Origin of the sequence: Dietzia sp. 179-F 9C3 NHS (assembly GCF_045369825.1) — a bacterium.
Taxonomy (GTDB): domain Bacteria; phylum Actinomycetota; class Actinomycetes; order Mycobacteriales; family Mycobacteriaceae; genus Dietzia.
In genome coordinates this window covers 153,273-173,235 of the sequence record NZ_JBIQES010000002.1, presented here as the reverse complement: position 1 = coordinate 173,235, position 19,963 = coordinate 153,273, and the positions used below count along the sequence as shown (strand labels likewise).

At 72.6% G+C, this 19,963-nt stretch carries 18 protein-coding genes; 15 read left to right on the top strand and 3 right to left on the bottom strand.

The window, feature by feature from the left end; genetic code table 11:
- Positions 1–900, bottom strand: coding sequence for a neutral zinc metallopeptidase (locus ACH0BZ_RS03150; protein WP_406896503.1), 900 nt, complete (start codon positions 898–900; stop codon positions 1–3).
- Between the two features lie 193 nt (positions 901–1,093).
- Between ACH0BZ_RS03150 and aspS the strand changes: the two genes are divergently transcribed.
- On the top strand, positions 1,094–2,917 hold the full coding sequence (gene aspS / locus ACH0BZ_RS03145; protein WP_406896501.1) for an aspartate--tRNA ligase: 1,824 nt from the start codon (positions 1,094–1,096) through the stop codon (positions 2,915–2,917).
- A gap of 86 nt (positions 2,918–3,003) precedes the next feature.
- On the opposite strand, the gene ACH0BZ_RS03140 is transcribed toward aspS, so the two are convergent.
- Positions 3,004–4,302 (bottom strand): alkaline phosphatase family protein, encoded by a 1,299-nt coding sequence (locus ACH0BZ_RS03140; RefSeq protein WP_406896500.1) that lies wholly within the window; start codon positions 4,300–4,302, stop codon positions 3,004–3,006.
- Between the two features lie 155 nt (positions 4,303–4,457).
- On the opposite strand from ACH0BZ_RS03140, the gene ACH0BZ_RS03135 reads away from it, so the two are divergent.
- The 7 genes from ACH0BZ_RS03135 (at position 4,458) to ACH0BZ_RS03105 (ending at position 11,933) form a co-directional block, all read left to right on the top strand.
- Positions 4,458–5,801: a replication-associated recombination protein A gene (locus ACH0BZ_RS03135; protein WP_406896499.1), complete on the top strand. Its 1,344-nt coding sequence runs from the start codon at positions 4,458–4,460 to the stop codon at positions 5,799–5,801.
- A gap of 111 nt (positions 5,802–5,912) precedes the next feature.
- A complete protein-coding gene (locus ACH0BZ_RS03130) occupies positions 5,913–6,068 on the top strand; it encodes a hypothetical protein (protein WP_406896498.1) in 156 nt (51 codons plus the stop codon).
- Positions 6,069–6,232: 164 nt separating this feature from the next.
- Complete coding sequence (gene alaS, locus ACH0BZ_RS03125; RefSeq protein ID WP_406896497.1) at positions 6,233–8,893, top strand: alanine--tRNA ligase; 2,661 nt, start codon at positions 6,233–6,235, stop codon at positions 8,891–8,893.
- 50 nt (positions 8,894–8,943) lie between these two features.
- Positions 8,944–9,363, top strand: a complete 420-nt coding sequence (gene ruvX / locus ACH0BZ_RS03120; RefSeq protein ID WP_406896780.1) for a Holliday junction resolvase RuvX — start codon at positions 8,944–8,946, stop codon at positions 9,361–9,363.
- A 106-nt stretch (positions 9,364–9,469) separates the two neighbouring features.
- The gene (mltG, locus tag ACH0BZ_RS03115; RefSeq protein WP_406896496.1) at positions 9,470–10,642 is read left to right on the top strand and encodes an endolytic transglycosylase MltG; all 1,173 of its coding nucleotides are present in this window, start codon (positions 9,470–9,472) and stop codon (positions 10,640–10,642) included.
- The gene (locus ACH0BZ_RS03110; protein ID WP_406896495.1) at positions 10,632–11,501 is read left to right on the top strand and encodes a shikimate dehydrogenase; all 870 of its coding nucleotides are present in this window, start codon (positions 10,632–10,634) and stop codon (positions 11,499–11,501) included. Before mltG ends, ACH0BZ_RS03110 begins: the two co-directional genes overlap by 11 nt.
- Positions 11,502–11,504: 3 nt before the next feature.
- Positions 11,505–11,933 carry a prepilin peptidase gene (locus tag ACH0BZ_RS03105; protein ID WP_406896494.1) on the top strand — a complete coding sequence of 143 codons (429 nt, stop codon included), beginning with the start codon at positions 11,505–11,507 and terminating at the stop codon, positions 11,931–11,933.
- Positions 11,934–11,989: 56 nt separating this feature from the next.
- On the opposite strand, the gene ACH0BZ_RS03100 is transcribed toward ACH0BZ_RS03105, so the two are convergent.
- Entirely contained in the window at positions 11,990–13,534 is a 1,545-nt protein-coding gene (locus ACH0BZ_RS03100) for a flavin-containing monooxygenase (RefSeq protein ID WP_406896493.1), read from the bottom strand.
- A gap of 70 nt (positions 13,535–13,604) precedes the next feature.
- Between ACH0BZ_RS03100 and ACH0BZ_RS03095 the strand changes: the two genes are divergently transcribed.
- The 7 genes from ACH0BZ_RS03095 to nusB are packed head-to-tail and all read left to right on the top strand — an operon-like array spanning position 13,605 to position 19,904.
- Complete coding sequence (locus ACH0BZ_RS03095) at positions 13,605–14,657, top strand: helix-turn-helix domain-containing protein (RefSeq protein WP_406896492.1); 1,053 nt, start codon at positions 13,605–13,607, stop codon at positions 14,655–14,657.
- A gap of 26 nt (positions 14,658–14,683) precedes the next feature.
- Positions 14,684–15,919 (top strand): chorismate synthase, encoded by a 1,236-nt coding sequence (gene aroC, locus ACH0BZ_RS03090; protein WP_406896779.1) that lies wholly within the window; start codon positions 14,684–14,686, stop codon positions 15,917–15,919.
- Positions 15,916–16,503, top strand: coding sequence for a shikimate kinase (locus ACH0BZ_RS03085; RefSeq protein ID WP_406896491.1), 588 nt, complete (start codon positions 15,916–15,918; stop codon positions 16,501–16,503). Before aroC ends, ACH0BZ_RS03085 begins: the two co-directional genes overlap by 4 nt.
- A complete protein-coding gene (gene aroB / locus ACH0BZ_RS03080) occupies positions 16,473–17,627 on the top strand; it encodes a 3-dehydroquinate synthase (RefSeq protein ID WP_406896490.1) in 1,155 nt (384 codons plus the stop codon). Before ACH0BZ_RS03085 ends, aroB begins: the two co-directional genes overlap by 31 nt.
- Positions 17,624–18,739 carry a M24 family metallopeptidase gene (locus ACH0BZ_RS03075; protein ID WP_406896489.1) on the top strand — a complete coding sequence of 372 codons (1,116 nt, stop codon included), beginning with the start codon at positions 17,624–17,626 and terminating at the stop codon, positions 18,737–18,739. Before aroB ends, ACH0BZ_RS03075 begins: the two co-directional genes overlap by 4 nt.
- 44 nt (positions 18,740–18,783) lie before the next feature.
- Positions 18,784–19,347: an elongation factor P gene (efp, locus tag ACH0BZ_RS03070; RefSeq protein ID WP_406896488.1), complete on the top strand. Its 564-nt coding sequence runs from the start codon at positions 18,784–18,786 to the stop codon at positions 19,345–19,347.
- Between the two features lie 2 nt (positions 19,348–19,349).
- Complete coding sequence (gene nusB, locus ACH0BZ_RS03065; protein ID WP_406896487.1) at positions 19,350–19,904, top strand: transcription antitermination factor NusB; 555 nt, start codon at positions 19,350–19,352, stop codon at positions 19,902–19,904.
- Positions 19,905–19,963: the final 59 nt, after the last annotated feature.

Genomic DNA, 19,963 nt, shown 5'->3' with positions numbered 1-19,963 from the left:
TCAGAGCTGGGCGCGGAAGGTGTCGCAGGCCTCGACGGTGCCCTGCTCGTAGCCGGTCACCAGCCACTGCCGGCGCATCTGGGACGACCCGTGCGTCCACGAACTGGGGTCCACGCGGGAGCCACTGGTCTTCTGGATGTGGTCGTCGCCGATCGCCTCGGCCGTCTGGATGATCGCGTCGATGTGCTGCTCTGTGAGGCTCTCGACCAGTGGCTCCTGCGATCCGCGGGCCGGGGTGCTGGTGGCGTAGTGGAACCAGATACCGGCGTAGCAGTCGGCCTGGAGCTCCGCGCGAACGGCTCCCGAGGACGGGCCCTGCGGGTCCTGCTGAGAGCGGCGCAGATCGCCGAGCATGTTCTGGAGATGGTGGCCGAATTCGTGCGCCACCACGTAGCTCGTGGCGACGAGGTCGTCGGAGCCGCCGAGCTGACCGGCGAGCACCTGGTCGAAGAACGACGGATCCATGTAGACGTCCTGGTCGGCCGGGCAGTAGAACGGCCCGACGTCAGACGAGGCCGCGCCGCACGCGGTGCTCACCGAGCCCTCGAAGATGGTGGTGTGCGGTTGCTCCCACGCCATTCCGGTCTGCTGGGGGAGCTGCTGCCCCCACACGTCCTCGAGGCTGATCGTGGTGGCCTTGATCCGGCAGATCGTATCGGTGTTGGCCATCTCGCCCGTGCACTCGTCGAGCCGCTGGTCGATCCGACTCTGGGACTGGGGATCGCCCTGGCCACCGCCGGTGTCCAGGCCCAGCTGTCCGGGGTCCACGCCCAGGAAGAGGGCCACCAGGACGACGACGATGCCCCCGACGCCGCCGCCGACCGCCATTCCGCGCCGGCCGCCACCGCGTCCGCCGGAGACGGAGCCACCCGAGAGATCGGCATCCTTACGGAAGGTCATGGCCATCCACCCTTCACCGCCGGGGAGCCCGGGGTCATCCCGGGCGGGGGTCCCCGCATCGTCACGGGGATACTCTAAGCGGGCGCTCAGGGCGCTGCGACCCATCCGGGGCGAATCCGGCGGGGGTCGTAGACTGGGCGACGATCACCGCACGATCCACCTTCGCCGTCACCCCATCGAGAGGACCACCGCAGTGCTGCGCACCCATTCCGCCGGCCAGCTCCGAGCCACCGACGCCGGAGCCACCGTCACCCTGGCCGGTTGGGTCGCGCGCCGCCGGGACCACGGCGGCGTGATCTTCGTGGACCTGCGCGACTCCACCGGCGTGTGCCAGGTGGTGTTCCGCTCCGAGGACGTGGCCGGGCGCGCCCACCGGCTGCGCAACGAGTACTGCGTGGCCGTCACCGGCACGGTGGACCGCCGGCCCGAGGGCTCGGAGAACCCGAACCTCGCCTCGGGCGAGGTCGAGCTCGACGTGACGTCCTTCGAGGTGCTCGGCGAGGCCGCGGCGCTGCCGTTCCAGCTCGACGACGAGGTGGGCGAGGAGGCGCGCCTGCGCCACCGCTACCTCGACCTGCGCCGCGAGGGGCCCGGGGCCGCACTACGCCTGCGGTCCAAGGTCAACGCCGCCGCCCGTGCAGTGCTCGACCGGCACGAGTTCGTGGAGATCGAAACCCCGACCCTCACGCGGTCCACCCCGGAGGGCGCCCGCGACTTCCTCGTGCCCGCGCGCCTGCAGCCGGGCACCTTCTACGCGCTGCCCCAGTCGCCGCAGCTGTTCAAGCAGTTGCTCATGGTGGCGGGCATGGAGCGGTACTACCAGATCGCCCGCTGCTACCGGGACGAGGACTTCCGTGCCGACCGCCAGCCCGAGTTCACCCAGCTCGACGTGGAGATGAGCTTCGTCGACCAGGACGACGTGATCTCGCTGGCCGAGGAGATCCTCGCCGGCGTCTGGGCCACCGCCGGGTACGAGATCACCACCCCGATCCCGCGGATGACCTACGAGGAGGCGATGCGCCGCTTCGGCTCCGACAAGCCCGACCTGCGGTTCGATATCGAGCTGGTCGAGTGCACCGAGTTCTTCGCGGACACCCCCTTCCGCGTCTTCCAGGCGCCGTACGTCGGCGCCGTCGTCATGAAGGGCGGCGCCTCCCAGCCGCGCCGCCAGCTCGACGCCTGGCAGGAGTGGGCCAAGCAGCGCGGCGCCAAGGGGCTCGCCTACATCCTCGTGGGCGAGGACGGCGAGCTCGGCGGTCCCGTGGCCAAGAACCTGTCCGAGACCGAGCGCGCCGGGATAGCCGCGCACGTCGGCGCCGAGCCGGGGGACTGCGTCTTCTTCGGCGCCGGTCCGGTCAAGTCCACCCGCGCGCTCCTGGGCGCGGCCCGCGGCGAGATCGCCGAGAAGCTGGGGCTCATCGACCCCGACGCGTGGGCGTTCACGTGGGTCGTCGACGCCCCGATGTTCGAGCCGGCGGACGAGGCCACCGCCGCCGGCGACGTGGCCGTGGGCTCCGGCGCCTGGACCGCCGTGCACCACGCCTTCACCTCGCCGCGCCCCGAGCACCTGGGCACCTTCGACACCGATCCGGGCTCGGCGCTGGCATACGCCTACGACATCGTGTGCAACGGCAACGAGATCGGCGGCGGGTCAATTCGTATCCACCGCAAGGACGTCCAGGAGCGGGTGTTCGCGGTGATGGGCATCTCCCACGAGGACGCGCAGGAGAAGTTCGGCTTCCTGCTGGACGCCTTCGCCTTCGGCGCCCCGCCGCACGGCGGCATCGCCTTCGGCTGGGATCGGATCGTGGCGCTGCTCGCCAAGACCGACTCGATCCGCGACGTCATCGCGTTCCCCAAGTCGGGCGGCGGCGTCGACCCGCTCACGGACGCCCCCTCGCCGATCACACCGGAGCAGCGCAAGGAGTCGGGCATCGACGCCCAGCCGGTCCAGCGGGGTACCACCGCCCCGGCCGGTGCGGCCGACGGCGACGGCGCGGCGGCCCCGCAGGCCTGATCATGGCCGTGGCCGGGGCCCGCCAGCGGCCCCGGACAGGCCGGACCGCCCGCGCCGGCACCGGGGTCCGTGCCCGGCGCCGGAAACTAGAGGTGGAACGCCTCGAGCGCGGGGGCGCCGTCCATCGACCGGTGGTCGAGGCCGAAGAGCCGGGCGACCGTCGAGCCCACGTCGACCGTCCACACCGGGCGGTCGACGACCTGGCCGCGCCGGATGATCCGGTGGCCGCCGCCCACGAAGAACGGGATGCCGAGGGTGACCTCGTGCCCGTGGTTGCCGGGGATCGGGTTGGACAACGGCGTGGGGTCGGAGAACCGCCAGCCCGGGTGGCAGGTGGCGATGAGATCGCCCGCGCGGTCCCCGAGGTGGAGCTCGGCCGGGTCGTAGAGCCGGTTGACGCCGGGCAGGCCGCCCACGACCTCGCGCAGCCGGCGCAGCGAGGCGTCGCGCTCGTGCGCAGGTCCGAGGTAGGCGAAGGTGTCGGCGCCGCCGTTCTGGGCCACCCCGAACCGGCCGCGGATCGCCGGGTCGGCGTCGATGGCGCCGGCGGCGCTGATGAGGCTCATCGGCTCGGACCAGTCCATGCCGTGGTCGGCCAGCACGATGAGGACCGAGCGGTCCCACCGGCCGGTCGAGCGGAGGAACTGCTCGAACTCCCACAGCTTGTGGTCGGAGTTGTAGACCGCCTGGTTACGGGCGAGTCGTAACGAGGTGCCGGACAGGTCCATGTGCCCGAACCGGTCCATGTCGCCGAGGTTGACGAAGGTGAACCGGGGGGAGTGGTCGGTGACGGTCTGCTTGAGCGCCTCGATCGTGAACCAGTCGAGCGAGTGATCGGTGATCGGCACGAGCGGGAACGGGGCCCACTGGACGCTCGCCCGGCCGCCGAACAGCCCGTGGAGGTAATCCTTGCTCAGTACGCTCGCGGTGGTGAGCCCCGCCTCGGTCCGGATGCGGTCGAGGACCGTCGGCGCGCGCAGGTCGTCGGGCCGGTCGAGGGTGCGCTCGTCACCGACCGCGTGGTCCCAGATGGAGTTCGAGGGCACGCCGTTGCGGGCGGGCAGGACGCCGGTGACCATCGCCGCGTGGTTGGGCAGGGTCTCGGCGATCATGATCGACGAGGCCTGGGAATAACGGGTGCCCTCGGCGGCCCAGCGGTGCAGGGTCGGGGACTGGACGGGATTGAGCTCGTCGGGCCGCATTCCGTCGGTGACGATCACGTAGACGTCGAGGTCGTCGGCCACGGGCCGGACCGGCGATGCCCAGACCGGGGCCGGGTCGGCGAGGACGGTGGCGCCCACCGCGGCCATGAGCCCGGCACCCGCGAGGGCCTCCCGGCGGGTGATCGTGGTGGGACGGTGGCTGGCGTTGCCGGACGTGCACATGCGAGGGGACTCCTGGTCGAGGGGCGGCCCCGGCAGTTCGGGACAGTCGTCCGTCAACTCAACCCGGTTCGCACGCCCGGCACAAGGATTCGGGCGGGTTCGTCGCCAGAAGTTCACCGGGAGCCCTGTCGGAGGCCCTCGTCTAGCCTGGGGGCGTGACCGAGGACGCCGGATTGTTCGCCGCCGGGGACGCCGCACCGGCCCCGCCCGCGGCCGGCCCGGTAGACCCCTCGGCTCCGCTCGCGGTCCGGATGCGACCGCGCACCCTGGACGAGGTGATCGGCCAGGAGCATCTCCTGCGGCCCAACTCGCCGTTGCGGCGCCTGGTGGAGGGCCGGGGCGGGTCGTCGGTCATCCTCTATGGTCCGCCGGGGACGGGTAAGACGACGCTGGCCAACCTGGTCGCGAGCTCGTCGGGCCGGCACTTCGTGTCCCTGTCCGCCCTGAGTGCCGGCGTCAAGGACGTCCGCTCGGTGATCGAGGACGCGCGCACCCGCCAGGTCCACGGCCAGCGCACGGTCCTGTTCATCGACGAGGTGCACCGCTTCTCCAAGAGCCAGCAGGACGCTCTGCTCGCGGCCGTGGAGAACGGGATCGTCCTGCTGGTGGCCGCAACCACGGAGAATCCGCACTTCTCGGTGATCGCCCCGTTGCTCAGCCGGTCGCTCATCGCCGAGCTCCACGGGCTCGACGACGCCGGGGTGGCGGAGGTCGTACGGCGCGCCGTGAAGGACGAGCGGGGGCTGTCCGGCGGGGTCGAGGTCACCGACGAGGCGGTGGCGGACATCATCAGGCTCGCCGGCGGCGACGCCCGACGCGGCCTGACGATCCTCGAGGCGGCGGCCGGGGCCGCGGAGGAGGGGGTGGTCACGCCGGAGATCGTCGAGCTCAGCCTCGACGCCGCGCCGGTGCGCTACGACCGCGACGGGGACCAGCACTACGACGTGACGAGCGCATTTATCAAGTCGATCCGCGGGTCCGACGTCGACGCCGCCCTCCACTACCTGGCGCGGATGCTCGTGGCGGGGGAGGACCCCCGGTTCATCGCCCGCCGGCTCATGGTGCACGCCAGCGAGGACATCGGGATGGCGGACCCCACTGCGTTGCTCGCCGCGAGCGCGGCGGCGGAGATCGTGCAGAAGGTCGGCATGCCCGAGTGTCGCCTCGCGCTGGCCCAGGCCACCGTCCACCTGGCCACCGCACCCAAATCCAACGCGGTGATCGCCGCGATCGACGCGGCGATGGCCGACGTGCGCGGCGGCGGGGTCGGTCAGGTGCCCAAGCATCTGCGCGACGGCCATTACGCTGGCGCCAAGGGGCTGGGCAACGGGGTGGGTTACCGGTACGCCCACGACGCCCCGGCCGGAGTGGTGCGGCAGCAGTACCCGCCGGACGAGTTGGTGGGGCGCGACTACTACGCACCGAGCGGGCACGGGCACGAGCGCGAGCTGTCCACCCGGGTGGCCAAGCTCAGGGGGATCATCAGAGGTGGGGAATGAAGGAATTTTCTCCCGATTTTCTCTGAGTCGGGGACAGGTCTTCCTGTCGCTGCCAGAATCCCCTGTGAACGCGTCCGATCGTGGCGCGCCACCTCAGGACAGGAGAATACCGTGCAGCTCATCACCTACCTCATCGGCACCGCCGTCAGCCTCGGGACGTCCGTGGCCTTCTGGGGCACCGCCGCGCACAGCATGGGCATGTTGCCGCCCGAGGCCTTCATCGCCGCGGAGAACATCGGCATCACGCTCCCGCCGATGCCGCGCTGACCCGGGGCCGCATCGCCGACCGCGCCGGCGGGAGGGGCCACGACCACCCGGTCGTGGCCCCTCCCGCCGTTCCCGCCGCGGCACCGGATCTCCGGGTGGCGCCGGCCCGGCGGTAGTCTGGAACACCGTCCGAACCCTCCGCAGCAGACCAGTGAGGCCTTCCAGTGCAGACCCATGAGATCCGGCGCCGCTTCCTCGACCACTTCGTCAAGGCAGGCCACGCCGAGATCCCCAGCGCGTCGCTCGTCCTGGACGATCCCAACCTGCTGTTCGTCAACGCCGGCATGGTGCCGTTCAAGCCGTACTTCCTGGGGCAGGAGACGCCCGAGTACGCCACGGCCACCTCCATCCAGAAGTGCGTGCGCACCCTCGACATCGAGGAGGTGGGCATCACCACCCGCCACAACACCTTCTTCCAGATGGCGGGCAACTTCTCCTTCGGCGACTACTTCAAGGAGGGCGCGATCCGCCACGCGTGGTCGCTGCTCACGGGGTCGGTGGAGGACGGCGGGTACGGGATCGATCCGGCGTTGCTGTGGGTCACCGTCTACCTCGACGACGACGAGGCGTTCGGCATCTGGCGGGACGTCGTGGGCGTGCCGGAGGAGCGCATCCAGCGCCGTGGGATGGCCGACAACTACTGGTCGATGGGCGTGCCCGGACCGTGCGGCCCGTGCTCGGAGATCTTCTACGACCGGGGCCCGCAGTACGGCGCGGACGGCGGCCCGGAGGCCGACGAGGACCGCTACATCGAGATCTGGAACCTCGTCTTTATGCAGAACGAGCGCGGGGAGGGGGCGGGCAAGGACTCGTTCGAGATCCTCGGGCCGCTGCCCAAGCAGAACATCGACACCGGTATGGGCGTCGAGCGCGTCGCGTTTCTCCTCCAGGGTGTGGAGAACGTCTACGAGACCGATCTCCTACGGCCCGTGATCGACGCCGCGCAACGGCTCACCGGGGCGACGTACGGCGCCGACTCCGCCGCGGACGTGCGCTTCCGCGTGATCGCCGATCACGCGCGTACCGCCTACATGCTGATCTCCGACGGCGTGACCCCGGGCAACGAGGGGCGCGGGTACATCCTGCGACGGCTGTTGCGCCGGATCGTGCGGTCGGCCCGGCTCCTGGGCGCGACCGGCGAGACGATCGCCGAGTTCATGGCGACCGTCAAGGAGGCCATGGGCCCGTCGTACCCCGAGACCCTTCCGGGCTACGAGCGCATCGAGCGGGTCGCCGTGGCCGAGGAGGCCGCGTTCCTCAAGACTCTCGAGTCGGGAACCCAGCTCTTCGAGCGCGCCGTCGGCGCCGCCAGAGGGGCGGGCCGGCAGACCCTGTCCGGCGACGAGGCCTTCGCCCTCCACGACACCCACGGCTTCCCGATCGACCTCACGCTCGAGATGGCGGCCGAGGCGGGCCTGCAGGTGGACGAGGAGGGCTTCCGCTCGCTCATGGCGGAGCAGCGGGCGCGCGCCAAGGCCGATTCGCAGGCCAAGAAGTACGCCCACGCCGACCTCTCCGTGTACCGGGAGTTCCTCGACGCGGGCGAGACCCGGTTCACCGGATTCACCGAGCTCACCGACGAGGTCACGCTCCTCGGGATCGTCGCCGGCGGCGAGTCGGTCCGCGTGGCCCGGGAGGGCGACGAGGTCGAGTTCGTGCTCGACCACACCCCGTTCTACGCGGAGTCGGGCGGCCAGCTGGGCGACCGGGGCACGATTTCCACCGCCGGCTTCCAGATGCGGGTGGACGACGTGCAGAAGATCGGCAAGAAGCTCTGGGTGCACAAGGGCGTGCTCACCGGAGGCGAGGTCGAGGCGGGCCAGCTCGTCACGGCGGCCGTCGACCCCGCGTGGCGCAAGGGCGCCACGCAGGGCCACTCGGCCACCCACCTCGTCCACGCCGCGCTGCGCCAGATCCTCGGCCCGGAGGCCGTCCAGGCCGGCTCGCTCAACAAGCCCGGCTACCTGCGCTTCGACTTCAACTGGTCGGGCGGCATCCCCGGGGACGTGCTCGCCCAGGTCGAGGAGGTGACCAACCTCGCCGTCGACGCCGACTACGGGGTCCACACCATCGAGACGACCCTCGACGAAGCCAAGCGGATGGGTGCCATGGCGCTGTTCGGGGAGAATTACGGCTCGCAGGTGCGCGTGGTGGAGATCGGCGGTCCGTTCTCCATGGAGCTCTGCGGCGGCACGCACGTCACCAGCTCGGCGCAGATCGGCCCGGTGAGTCTGCTCGGCGAATCGTCCGTCGGGTCGGGCATCCGCCGCGTCGAGGCCTACGTGGGCATGGACGCCTACCGCCACCAGGCCCGCGAGCGGGCGCTCGTCTCTGGTCTGGCCACCTCTCTCAAGGCGCCCGCCGACGAGCTGCCCGACCGGGTGGCGGCGCTGGCCGCCAAGCTCCGGGAGGCGGAGAAGCAGCTCGAGGCGCTGCGGGCCGCCCAGCTCGCCTCCCGGGCCGGCGACCTCTTGGCCGGGGCCGAGGACCTCGGCGGCGTCCGCCTCCTCGCGCACTCCGCGCCGGGGACCCCGGCCGGGGACCTGCGCACACTCGCCTCGGACCTCAAGGGGCGCCTCGGCTCGGACGCCGGGGTCATCCTCCTCACCGCGCCCGAGAGCGGCAAGGTGCCCTTCGTCATCGCCGTGAGCGCGGCCGCCCAGGAGCGGGGCCTGCGGGCCGGCGACCTGGTCAAGGCGATCGCTCCGGCTCTCGGTGCCCGCGGAGGAGGCAAACCCGACATGGCGCAGGGTGCCGGTTCCGAGCCGGGCGGCGTCGACGCGGCCGTGGCGGCTCTGCGCGACGTGGTGCGGGGCGCCGGGTGACGCACGACGGCCCCGCCGCGTCGGCCTGGACCCGCGGCCGGCGCCTGGGCATGGACGTGGGGACCGCGCGCATCGGAGTGGCCTCCTGCGACCCCGACGGCATCCTCGCCACACCCGTAGAGACGATCCGGGTGGTCTCGGGCGACCCCGGGTGGGAGCGGGAACTGTGCCGGCTCGCCGAGCTCGTCGAGGAGTACGACGCCGTCGGCGTGGTCGTGGGCCTGCCCACCTCGCTCAAGGGGCGGGAGACGGCGTCGACCGCCATGGCCCGGTCCTTTGTCGCCGCACTCGGTGCGGCGACGCCGGACCTGCCGGTCGAGCTCGTCGACGAGCGGCTCACCACGGTGACGGCGGGCGCGGCCCTCCACGGCGCCGGCCGGAACACGCGGAAGCAGCGCGACGTCATCGACCAGGCGGCCGCGGTGGTGCTGCTGCAGTCGTGGATCGACTCGCGGCACGCCCGGCGATGAGCAGTGGGCCGCCCGCGCGAACTGGATAAACTCGCCCACACCACCGTGCTGCCGCCCGGGCAGCCCTGTGAGGGCGCGTACCCCACGGCCAAGTAAAAGGAGCACGATGTCTGCGGCACGAGGACGTTCACGGACGGCGGGGACTGCCCGACTCCTGCTCATCGGCGCGGTCATCGGCGTCGTGGTGGCCTTCGGCGCCATGGCGTACCGCTACCTCAACGCCGAGGTCACCGCCGCCCCGGATCACGAGGGCGAGGGCACCGGCAGCACGCTGCTGCACGTGCAGGCCGGGGACACGCTCGGCGTGGTGGGCGACCGGCTGTACGAGATCGGCACCGTGGCCAGTACCCGCGCCTTCGTGGGCGCGGCGTCCGGCACCTCCGTCGAGGGCATCCAGCCGGGGTACTACCAGGTCCGCCGGGAGATGAGCGCGGACGCGGTCGTGGAGATGCTCGCCGACCCGGAGAGCCGGGTCGGGTTCATCGACATCAAGCCCGGCGGGCGACTGCTCGACACCGACGTCGTGGGCGGTCACACCGAGAAGGGCATCTACACCCTCATCGCCGACGCCACGTGCATGCGCGACCTCGACATCCCGGACGCGGAGCCGACGTGCCGCCACCCCCAGGAGATCGTCGACGCGGCCGTGCACACGGACCCCTTAGAGCTCGGCGTGCCGGACTGGGCGATCAACGAGGTGCGGACCGCGCCGGACCCGGTGCGCCGCCTCGAGGGCCTGGTGGCGCCCGGCGTGCACAACGTCGACCCCACCGCCGAGCCCGTAGAGATGCTCCGCCAGCTCATCGACTCCTCCACCGCCAGCTACGACGAGACGGGACTCGTGCCGTCGGCCGAGCGGATCGGGCTCACCCCGTACCAGGTGGTCACCGCAGCCTCGCTCGTGGAGAAGGAGGGGCACACCGGGGACTTCGACAAGATCGCCCGGGTGATCCTCAACCGGCTCGACGAGCCGATGCGTCTGCAGTTCGACTCCACGGTCAACTACGCACTCGCGGACCAGGAGATCGCCACCACCGACGCGGACCGCGCCGCCGAGACCCCCTGGAACACCTACGCCAAGGACGGGCTGCCGTACGGCCCGATAGGCTCGCCGGGTCTGGACGCGCTGCGCGCGATGGAGAACCCGGCCGAGGGCGGCTGGAAGTACTTCGTCACCGTCGACATGCAGGGCACGACCCTTTTCGCCGACGAGTACCCCGAGCACGAACAGAACCAGTCGATGGCCATCCAGAACGGTGTCCTGTCCAGTGGCCGCTGACGCCACCTCCCCGGGGGACGTCGCCGGGACTGCGCGGTCCGCCGCGGTACTGGGCTCCCCGGTCGAGCACTCGCTCTCGCCCGTGCTGCACGGCGCCGCCTACCGCGCGCTCGGCCTGGCCGACTGGACCTACGAGCGAATCGAGTGCGTCGCCGAGCGGCTGCCAGGCCTCGTGGGCGCCTCGCCGGCCGACCGGGTCGGCTACTCGGTGACGATGCCCGGCAAGGTCGCCGCCCTGGAGTTCGCGAACGAGGTGAGCGAGCGCGCCCGCATCGTGGCCAGCGCCAACACCCTCGTGCGCCGGAACGGGGACTGGTACGCGGACTGTACCGACGTGGACGGCGTGACCGGCGCGCTAGCGGAGTTCGGCGACCTACCCGCCGAGCCGTCGGCGGTCGTGCTCGGCGTCGGCGGGACGGCGCGGCCGGTGCTCGCCGGGCTCGCGGCCGCGGGGGCAACCCGGGTCCTGCTCGCGTCGCGGCGCGACAACGCGGGCCCCGCGCTCGAGTGCGGCCGGGAGCTGGGTCTGGAGGTGCGTGACGTGCGGCTCGACGACCCGGCGCTGCCGGACGCGATCGGCGCGGCGGACGTCCTGGTCAACACGATCCCCGAGCCCGGCGTGCGTGAGCTCACCGGGCTCGTCGCCGGCGCGCGGCGGCTGTTCGACGTCCTCTACGATCCCTGGCCCACGGCGCTCGGCGCGGTGGCGGGCGACGCCGGCATCCCCGTGGTGGGCGGCGACGTGATGCTGCTCAACCAGGCCTTCGGTCAGGTCGAGCTGTTCACGGGGCTCCCCGCGCCGCGCCGGGAGATGGCGGCGGCGCTCGCGGATGCGCTGGGACGCCGCTCCGACGCCTAGGCGATGACCTCCGTCGCCTCGGGGCTCTCCTGCGCGTGGCTGCTCTCGGTGGCCCTCGTCGACGCCCGGTCGCGTCGCATACCGTGGCCCCTGGCCGCGGTGGGACTCCTGGTGGCCGCCGGGGTCGCGGCGAGCACGGGGACGGCGTGGGCCGCGGTGGCGGGTGGGGCCGCACTGGGCGCGGTCTACCTCGTGCTGCGGCTGATCTCGCCGTCGTCGCTCGGCGGCGGCGATCTCAAGGCGGCCCCGGCGATGGGGGCGCTCTCCGCCTCCGCGGCCGGCACCGACGGCTGGCTCGTCGTCCTCGTCGTCCCCTTTGTCATCACCGCCCTCGCCGGTCTCGTGCTGCGGGTCGCGCGGGGCGCGAGGGCGGTGCCCCACGGCCCCGGGATGTGCCTCGCCGCGGCGGCCGTGCTCCTGTCCTCGTGGTGACAGTGGCCCGTGGTCACACCGGGCCCGCCGCGGCCCGGCCCGGCGGGGCGCGGCGGTCAGTGCGCGGACGGCCCGGGGGACGGCGCTTCGGCGCGTCGCGGGGCGAGCCGGGCGTAGTCGGCCGGGTCGGCGGTCCGGGTGCGGCGCTGGTACTCGTGGACCAGCCCCGGCCAGTTGGTGGTGATCCGCCCGGAGTCGGCGCGGTACCAGGAGTTGCAGTCGCTCCACACGGAGTCACGGAGACGGGACATGATCTCCGCGTCGTAAGCCCGGTCGACCTCGGGGCGCACCTCGAGTGCCTCCCGCCGATCGGAACGGGCGAGCACCTCGACGAGCTGGCGGATGTAGCGGGCCTGCTGCTCCATCATGAGGATGATCGAGCTGCTGCCGAGATTGGTGTTGGGGCCGTAGACGACGAACATGTTGGGAAAGCCCGGCACAGCCATGCCGAGGTAGGCGCGGGCCCCGTCGCTCCACTGCTCGTGCAGGTCGCGGCCGCCCCGTCCGCGGATGGTCATGGGGGCGAGGAACTCGGTGGCCTTGAAGCCGGTGCCGTAGACGAGGACGTCGGCGGAGTGCAGGCGGCCGTCGGCGGTGCGGACGCCCTCGGGGACCACCTCGGTGATCGCGTCGGTCACCACGTCGACGTTCTCCTTCGCCAGCGCCGGGTACCACTCGTTGCTGAACAACATGCGCTTGCAGCCGATCGGCTCGGTGGGGGTGAGGGCGGCGCGCAGCTCCGGGTCCCGCACCGTGAGCCGGAGGTTGGCCCGGGCGAGCCCGGTGAGGATGCGCGCCAGCGGGCGGACCGAGGTGAGCGCCAGGCCGATGAGCTCGGTGGTCTCCCAGATCGTCCCGCGCATTGCGGTGACCAGGCCGGGCACGCGGGCGAAGGCGGCGCGGTGGCCGTCGGTGTAGGCGCGGTCGGGCTTGGGCACCACCCAGGGCGCGGAACGTTGGAAGACGGTGACGTGCCCCGCGACCTCACGGATACGCGGCACGAACTGGATGGCCGAGGCCCCCGTGCCGAGGACCGCGACGCGCCGCCCGGTCAGGTCCACGTCGTGCCGCCACTGCGCGGAGTGGAAGGACGGTCCGGCAAAGGTGTCCAGGCCGGGGAGAGCGGGCAGCGCGGGCCGGGAGAGCTGTCCGACTGCGGGCACGAGTACGTCGGATTCGTAGGTCTCGCCGGAGGCGGTGTGCACCGTCCACGTGGCGGTGTACTCGTCGAACTCGGCCGCGGTCACCTCGACGCCGGTACGGACGAGGCCGCGCAGGCCGAACCTGTCGGCGGTCTCGCGGATGTAGGAGAGGATGTCGGGCTGCTCGGCGTAGCGACGTCCCCAGTCCGTCTTGCGGTGGAACGAGTACGAGTACAGGTTCGAGGGGACGTCGCACGCCGCGCCGGGGTAGGTGTTCTCGCGCCAGACGCCGCCCACGTCGTCGGCCTTCTCGAGGATCGTGACCTCGGCCAGGCCGTCGCGGGTGAGCTCGTAGGCGGCGCCGAGGCCTCCGAAGCCTGCGCCGATGACGAGGACGCGCGGCCGGCGACGGACGGGGTCGGCCGGAGAGGTCCCTGCGGGGTGGATAGTGGTCGTCATTCCCCGACGGTAGAGCCGGCAGGGGCGTGAGCGGCAGACATTGGCGGCCGAATAATCCATAATCCCGGCCATGATCTCCTGGGACGGCCCCGCGGTGCGGCACTGGGACTTCCCGCGCTCGGCCACCGGGATCGCGGTCCTCGTCGAGGCCGGGGGCCGTCTCGGGGTGGAACCCGGGACGGTTCTGCGGGGCGTCGGACTGGGGCCGGGGGACCTGGCGAACCCCGACCTGCTCGTCGCGCCGGGCCGGGAGCTCACGGCGATCCGCAACCTCCGCGCCGCCGTGGGTGACCGCCCGGCCCTCGCCGCCGAGGTGGGTGCCGCGTACCGCCTCACGACATTCGGGATCCTCGGCTATGCGCTTCTCGCGAGCCCCACCCTGCGCGAGGTCATCGCGCTCACCCTGCGCTTCATCGACCTGAGCTACATCTTGAGCACGATCGGCGTCCGGGTGGCTGGCGGCCGGGTCGTCGTGCGGCTGGACGGTGCGGGGCTCCCACCGGACGTCCGCGACGTCCTCGTGGACCGCGACCTGTTCGCCATCCACTCGGTCCTCGGCGAACTCGTCCCCGACGGGCTGCCCTTCACCTCCGTCGCCTTCGGCGGCGGGCGCCCCGCCCCCACGCTCGAGGCGTACGGCGCGCGGCTCGGGGTGGCCCCGTCCGAGAGTGACGACGAGGGGATCGTCGCGACATTCGACGCCGCGCACCTGTGCCGGCCGCTCCCGCAGGGCAGCCAGGCCGCGGTGGCCGTGGCGGAGGCGATGTGTCGCGATCTCGCGGCCACGCGCCGGGCCCGGGGACCGCTGGGCGGTCGCGTCCGCGTGGAGATCACCGGCCGGCTCGCGCGCGGGGCGGCGATGTCCGAGGTGGCCTCGGCGCTGGGGATGAGCCCCCGGACGCTGCGCCGCCACCTCGCGGACGAGGGCACCTCCTACCAGCGCCTGCTCGACGAGGTGCGGCTCGAACTGGCCGAGCGGATGCTCGTGACCGGGCTGCTGTCGGTGGAGGACGTGGCGCTGCGTCTGGGCTACGCGGAGGCGTCGAGCTTCATCCACGCCTACCGCAGGCTCACCGGCACGACCCCCGCCCGCGCCCGGCGCCCGGGGAGGAGCCGGGCCTGATGTGCCGCGCCGCCCGCGGACGTGGGATGATCGGCGACGTGCTGAAGTGGACCACCGCCGGAGAATCGCATGGCCAGGCCCTCGTGGCGATCGTCGAGGGCGCCATCGCGGGCGTCGAGGTGACGAGCGGGGAGATCGCCGCCCAGCTCGCCCGCCGCCGGCTCGGCTACGGCCGCGGGGCGCGGATGAAGTTCGAGGCCGACGCCGTGCGGGTCCTCGCCGGGGTGCGGCACGGCCGCACCATGGGCTCCCCGGTCGCCATCGAGGTGGGCAACACCGAGTGGCCCAAGTGGGAGCAGATCATGGCGGCCGACCCGATCGACCCGGAGTCGATCGACGACAAGGCGCGCGCCGCCCTGCTCACCCGCCCGCGTCCGGGCCACGCCGACCTCGCGGGCATGCTCAAGTACGACTTCGCCGACGCCCGCATGGTCCTGGAGCGCGCCAGCGCCCGGGAGACCGCGGCCCGCGTGGCCGCCGGCACCGTCGCCCGGGCGATCCTGCGGGACGTCCTCGGCGTGGAGGTGCTCTCTCACGTCATCTCGATCGGTGCCTCCGAGCCGTACGTCGGTCCCGAGCCGACCTTCGCCGACCTCGAGGCGATCGACGCCAGCCCGGTGCGCGCGTTCGACGCGGCCGTGGGCGAGGCCATGATCGCCGAGATCGAGGCCGCCAAGAAGGCCGGCGACACCCTCGGCGGGGTGGTCGAGGTGGTGGTGCGCGGCCTGCCGATCGGTCTCGGCTCCCACGTCTCGGGCGAGGAGCGGCTCGACGCACAGCTCGCGGCGGCTCTCATGGGCATCCAGGCCATCAAGGGCGTCGAGGTGGGCGACGGGTTCGAGACCGCGCGCCGCCGTGGCAGCGTGGCGCACGACGAGATCGTCCGCGGCCCCGACGGGGTGGGCCGGCGCAGCAACCGCGCCGGCGGGCTCGAGGGCGGCATGACCAACGGGCAGGCGCTGCGCGTGCGCGCGGCAATGAAGCCCATCTCCACCGTCCCGCGGGCGCTGAGCACCGTGGACATGTCCGACGGCTCCGATGCGACCGCGATCCACCAGCGCTCCGACGTGTGCGCGGTGCCCGCGGCCGGCGTGGTGGCCGAGTCGATGGTGGCGCTCGTCCTGGCCCGCGCCGTCCTGCAGAAGTTCGGCGGCGACTCGGTATCCGAGACCCGCCGCAACGTCGAGGGCTACCTCGACGCGGTCGCCGAGCGGCTCGACTGGGACGACGAGGTGCGGGGCGGGGAGACGGGCCCGGCGTGAGCGCCGCGACGCGTCCGGTCGCCGTCCTCGTGGGGCTGCCCGGCGCCGGCAAGACCACCATCGGGCGCAAGCTCGCCCGCCGGCTGGACGTGGGGTTCCGGGACACGGACCAGATGATCGAGGAGCTCGAGGGCCGGGCGATCCCCGAGATCTTCGCCACCGACGGCGAGCCCGCGTTCCGGGCGGTCGAGGAACGGGTCGTGGGCGAGGCGCTTGAGACGGTCGACGGCGTACTCTCCCTGGGCGGCGGCGCGATCCTCTCGGAGGTCACGCGCGAGCGCCTGCGCGGGCACCGCGTGGTGCACCTGACGATCGGCGTCGCCGAGGGCGTCCGCCGCTCCGGGGGGTCGACCCGTCCGCTGCTCTCGGGTGGCGACGTGACCGCGCGGTACCAGGCCCTGCTCACCGAGCGGGCACCGCTGTACCGCGAGGTGGCGTGGACCACCGTGACCACCGAGCGGCGCAGTTCCGGCAAGGTGGTGACGGACATCGTGGACCGGTTGGAGTCCGGCGACCCCCACGCCCGGGGCGGCGGAGCCCGCGGAGGATCCCGATGGGCGAGCAGAGAAGCGAGGAGCACATGAGCGCGGAGAACCAGAGCACCGACCCGATCGTCGTGGAGGTGCGGGCCGACGCGCCGTACCCGGTGGTGATCGGCCGGGGTCTGCTCCCGGAGATCCTCGAGACCTGCCGGACGGCCCGTAACCTGGCGATCTTCCACCAGCCCCCGCTCGCCGAGACGGCGGAGGCGTTGCGCGAGCAGCTCGCCGAGGCGGGGGTCAACGCCCACCGCGTGGAGATCCCCGACGCCGAGGCCGGCAAGGACCTCGCCGTGGCCGGGTACTGCTGGGACGTCCTGGGCCGGATCGGCCTCACCCGCAAGGACACCATCGTCAGCCTCGGGGGCGGCGCGGCTACCGACCTGGCCGGCTTCGTCGCCGCCACCTGGATGCGCGGCGTGCGGGTGGTGCATATCCCCACCACGCTCCTGGCGATGGTGGACGCGGCCGTGGGCGGCAAGACCGGCATCAACACCGACGCCGGCAAGAACCTCGTGGGCAGCTTCCACGAGCCCGCCGCCGTCTTCGTCGACACCGCGACCCTCGAGACCGTGCCCCGCAACGAGCTCATCTCCGGCATGGCCGAGGTGGTCAAGTGCGGGTTCATCGCCGACCCCGAGATCCTCGACCTCATCGAGGCCGACCCCGAGGCCGCGCTCGACCCCGCCGGCGCGACGATCGTCGAGCTGATCCGGCGCAGCGTGCAGGTCAAGGCCGACGTCGTGGGAGAGGACCTCCTCGAGGCCGGCCTGCGCGAGAACCTCAACTACGGGCACACCCTGGGCCACGCCGTGGAGCGCCGCGAGCAGTACCGCTGGCGGCACGGCGCGGCGGTGAGCGTGGGCATGTGCTTCGTCGCCGAACTCGCCCGCCTGGCCGGGCGGCTCGACGACGCCACGGCCGACCGCCACGCCGCCGTGCTGTCCGCGCTCGGGCTGCCCACCGGATACGACGAGGACGCCTTCCCCCGCCTACTCGAGCTCATGGCCGGCGACAAGAAGAACCACTCCGGGGTCCTGCGGCTGGTCGTGCTCGACGGCCTGGCCCGCCCGGCCCGCATGGAGGGCCCCGACCCCACGCTCATGGCGGCCGCCTACGCCGCCATCTCCTCCGGCCGTGGAACCGGTGGTGGCGGGGTGCTGCTGTGACCCCGACCGGGCCCGCCGCGTCGTTCGCGACGCGGCGGGGGGCCGTCGCCGAGGCGCTGGTGGCCGCCGGCGCGCGGTCGATGCTCGTCACCGACCCCCGCAACATCGCCTACCTCACCGGATTCCGGGGCTCCGGGGGAGCGGTCCTGCTCTCCGATGACGGCGAGGCCGTCCTGTGCACCGACTCGCGGTACGAGTTGCAGATCGTCGAACAGGCGCCCGACGTGGGCCACGTGATCTCCCGCGAGTACGTGGCCGGTGTCCTCGGCCGGCGTCGGGAACCGGCGGACGCGCCGCTGGCCGTCGAGGCGGACCACCTCACCCTCGCGGCGGCGGCCGCCCTGCGCGACGCGCTCACCGAGGTGGGCTCAGGAGGGGCGCCGGTCGTCGAGACCCGCGGGCTCGTCGAGGGCGTGCGCCGCGTCAAGGACGCCGGGGAACTCGACCTCATCACCCGGTCCTGCCGGGTGCTCGACGAGGCGTGGACCCACGTGCTGACCACCGGGCTCGTCGCCGCCGGACGGAGCGAACGGGAGGTGGCGGCCGACCTCGAACACGCCATGCGCCATGCCGGATCCGAGGGGACGGCCTTCGACACGATCGTGGCCTCCGGCCCGAACGGCGCCCTCCCGCATCACGAGCCGGGCGACCGGCTCCTCGCGGACGGCGACCTCGTCGTCGTCGACTTCGGGGCCACGGTGGGCGGCTACGCCTCCGACTGCACCCGGACGGTGGCCCTCGGCGCCGCCTCGGACCGGCTCATCGAGGCCTACGACGTGGTGCTGCGGGCGCAGCTCGCCGGGCTCGGGGCGGTGCGCCCCGGCCTGCCCTGCGCCGAACTCGACGCGGTGAGCCGGGAGGTCATCGCGGCCGCCGGCCTCGGCGACCACTTCGGCCATTCTCTCGGCCACGGGGTGGGGCTGGACGTGCACGAAGCCCCCGCGGTGTCCGCGAGGTCCACGAGTACACTGACCGACGGCGACGTGATCACCGTCGAACCGGGCGTCTACCTCCCGGGGCTCGGCGGGATCCGCATCGAGGACACCGTGGCCGTCACCTCCGGGGGCGGCCGGGCCCTGACGACCACCTCCAAGGCCCTGGCCGTACTCTGATGTGCCCCGGGCCCGAGCACCAGACCCCCTAAGGAGAACCGACCATGGCGTCCACCGCCGACTTCAAGAACGGCCTCGTCCTCAAGGAGGAGGGCCAGCTCTGGCAGATCGTCGAGTTCCAGCACGTCAAGCCGGGCAAGGGCCCCGCCTTCGTGCGCACCAAGCTCAAGAACGTCGTCTCGGGCAAGACCATCGACAAGACCTTCAGCGCCGGCGTCAAGGTGGAGATCGCCACCGTCGACCGCCGCGACATGACCTTCCTCTACCGCGACGGTGAGGACTACGTCCTCATGGACGAGAAGGACTACGAGCAGATCAACGTGACCCCCGCCGTGATGGGCGACGGTGCGCGCTTCCTACTCGAGAACACCACGGTGCAGGTCTCGTTCAACGAGGGCGTGGCGCTCTTCGCCGAGATGCCCGTGGCTGTGGACCTCGTGGTCCAGCACACCGACCCGGGTCTGCAGGGCGACCGCTCGACCGGCGGGACCAAGCCCGCGACCCTGGAGACCGGCGCCGAGGTCCAGGTCCCGCTGTTCGTCAACACCGGCGACAAGCTGCGTATCGACACGCGCGACGGCCGCTACCTCAGCCGGGTCAACGACTGACCATGGCCGAGGACGCCGACTACCGGCGCCGGGGCTCCCGGTACCGGGCGCGCAGGCGCGCCGTGGCGCTGCTGTTCGAGGCGGAGCTGCGGGATGCCGACGTCGTGGAACTCGCCGAGGAGCGGCGCCGCATGGGCGCCGACTCCCAGGAGTTCCACGACGTGGCGCCGTACACCATGGAGATCGTCACCGGCGTGGCTGAGCGCCTCGACCGGATCGACGCGATGATCTCCGACCATCTGCGCGAGTGGACGCTCGAGCGGCTTCCCGCCGTCGACCGCGCCGTGCTGCGCGCCGGGGCCTGGGAACTGCTCTACGGCGCCGAGGACCTGGGGGCGGCCACGGTGATCGACCAGGCGGTCCTGCTCACCGCCGACCTGTCCGCGGAGAAGTCGGTGGCCTACGTCAACGCCGTGCTCGACCGCGTCGCGGGCCTGGCCGAGCACATCCGGGCCGCCGAGCGGGCTGTGTCCTCACTCGACGCCTCACCCGAACCGGACGCGGTGGACGTGTCGGAGACCACGCCCGACCGTGGGGGGAGCGACCCCGTCGGCTGATAGAGTGGCGAGCCGAAAGCTATCCCTTTAACGAGCCGTCCAGCGAGGCGGACAAGGAG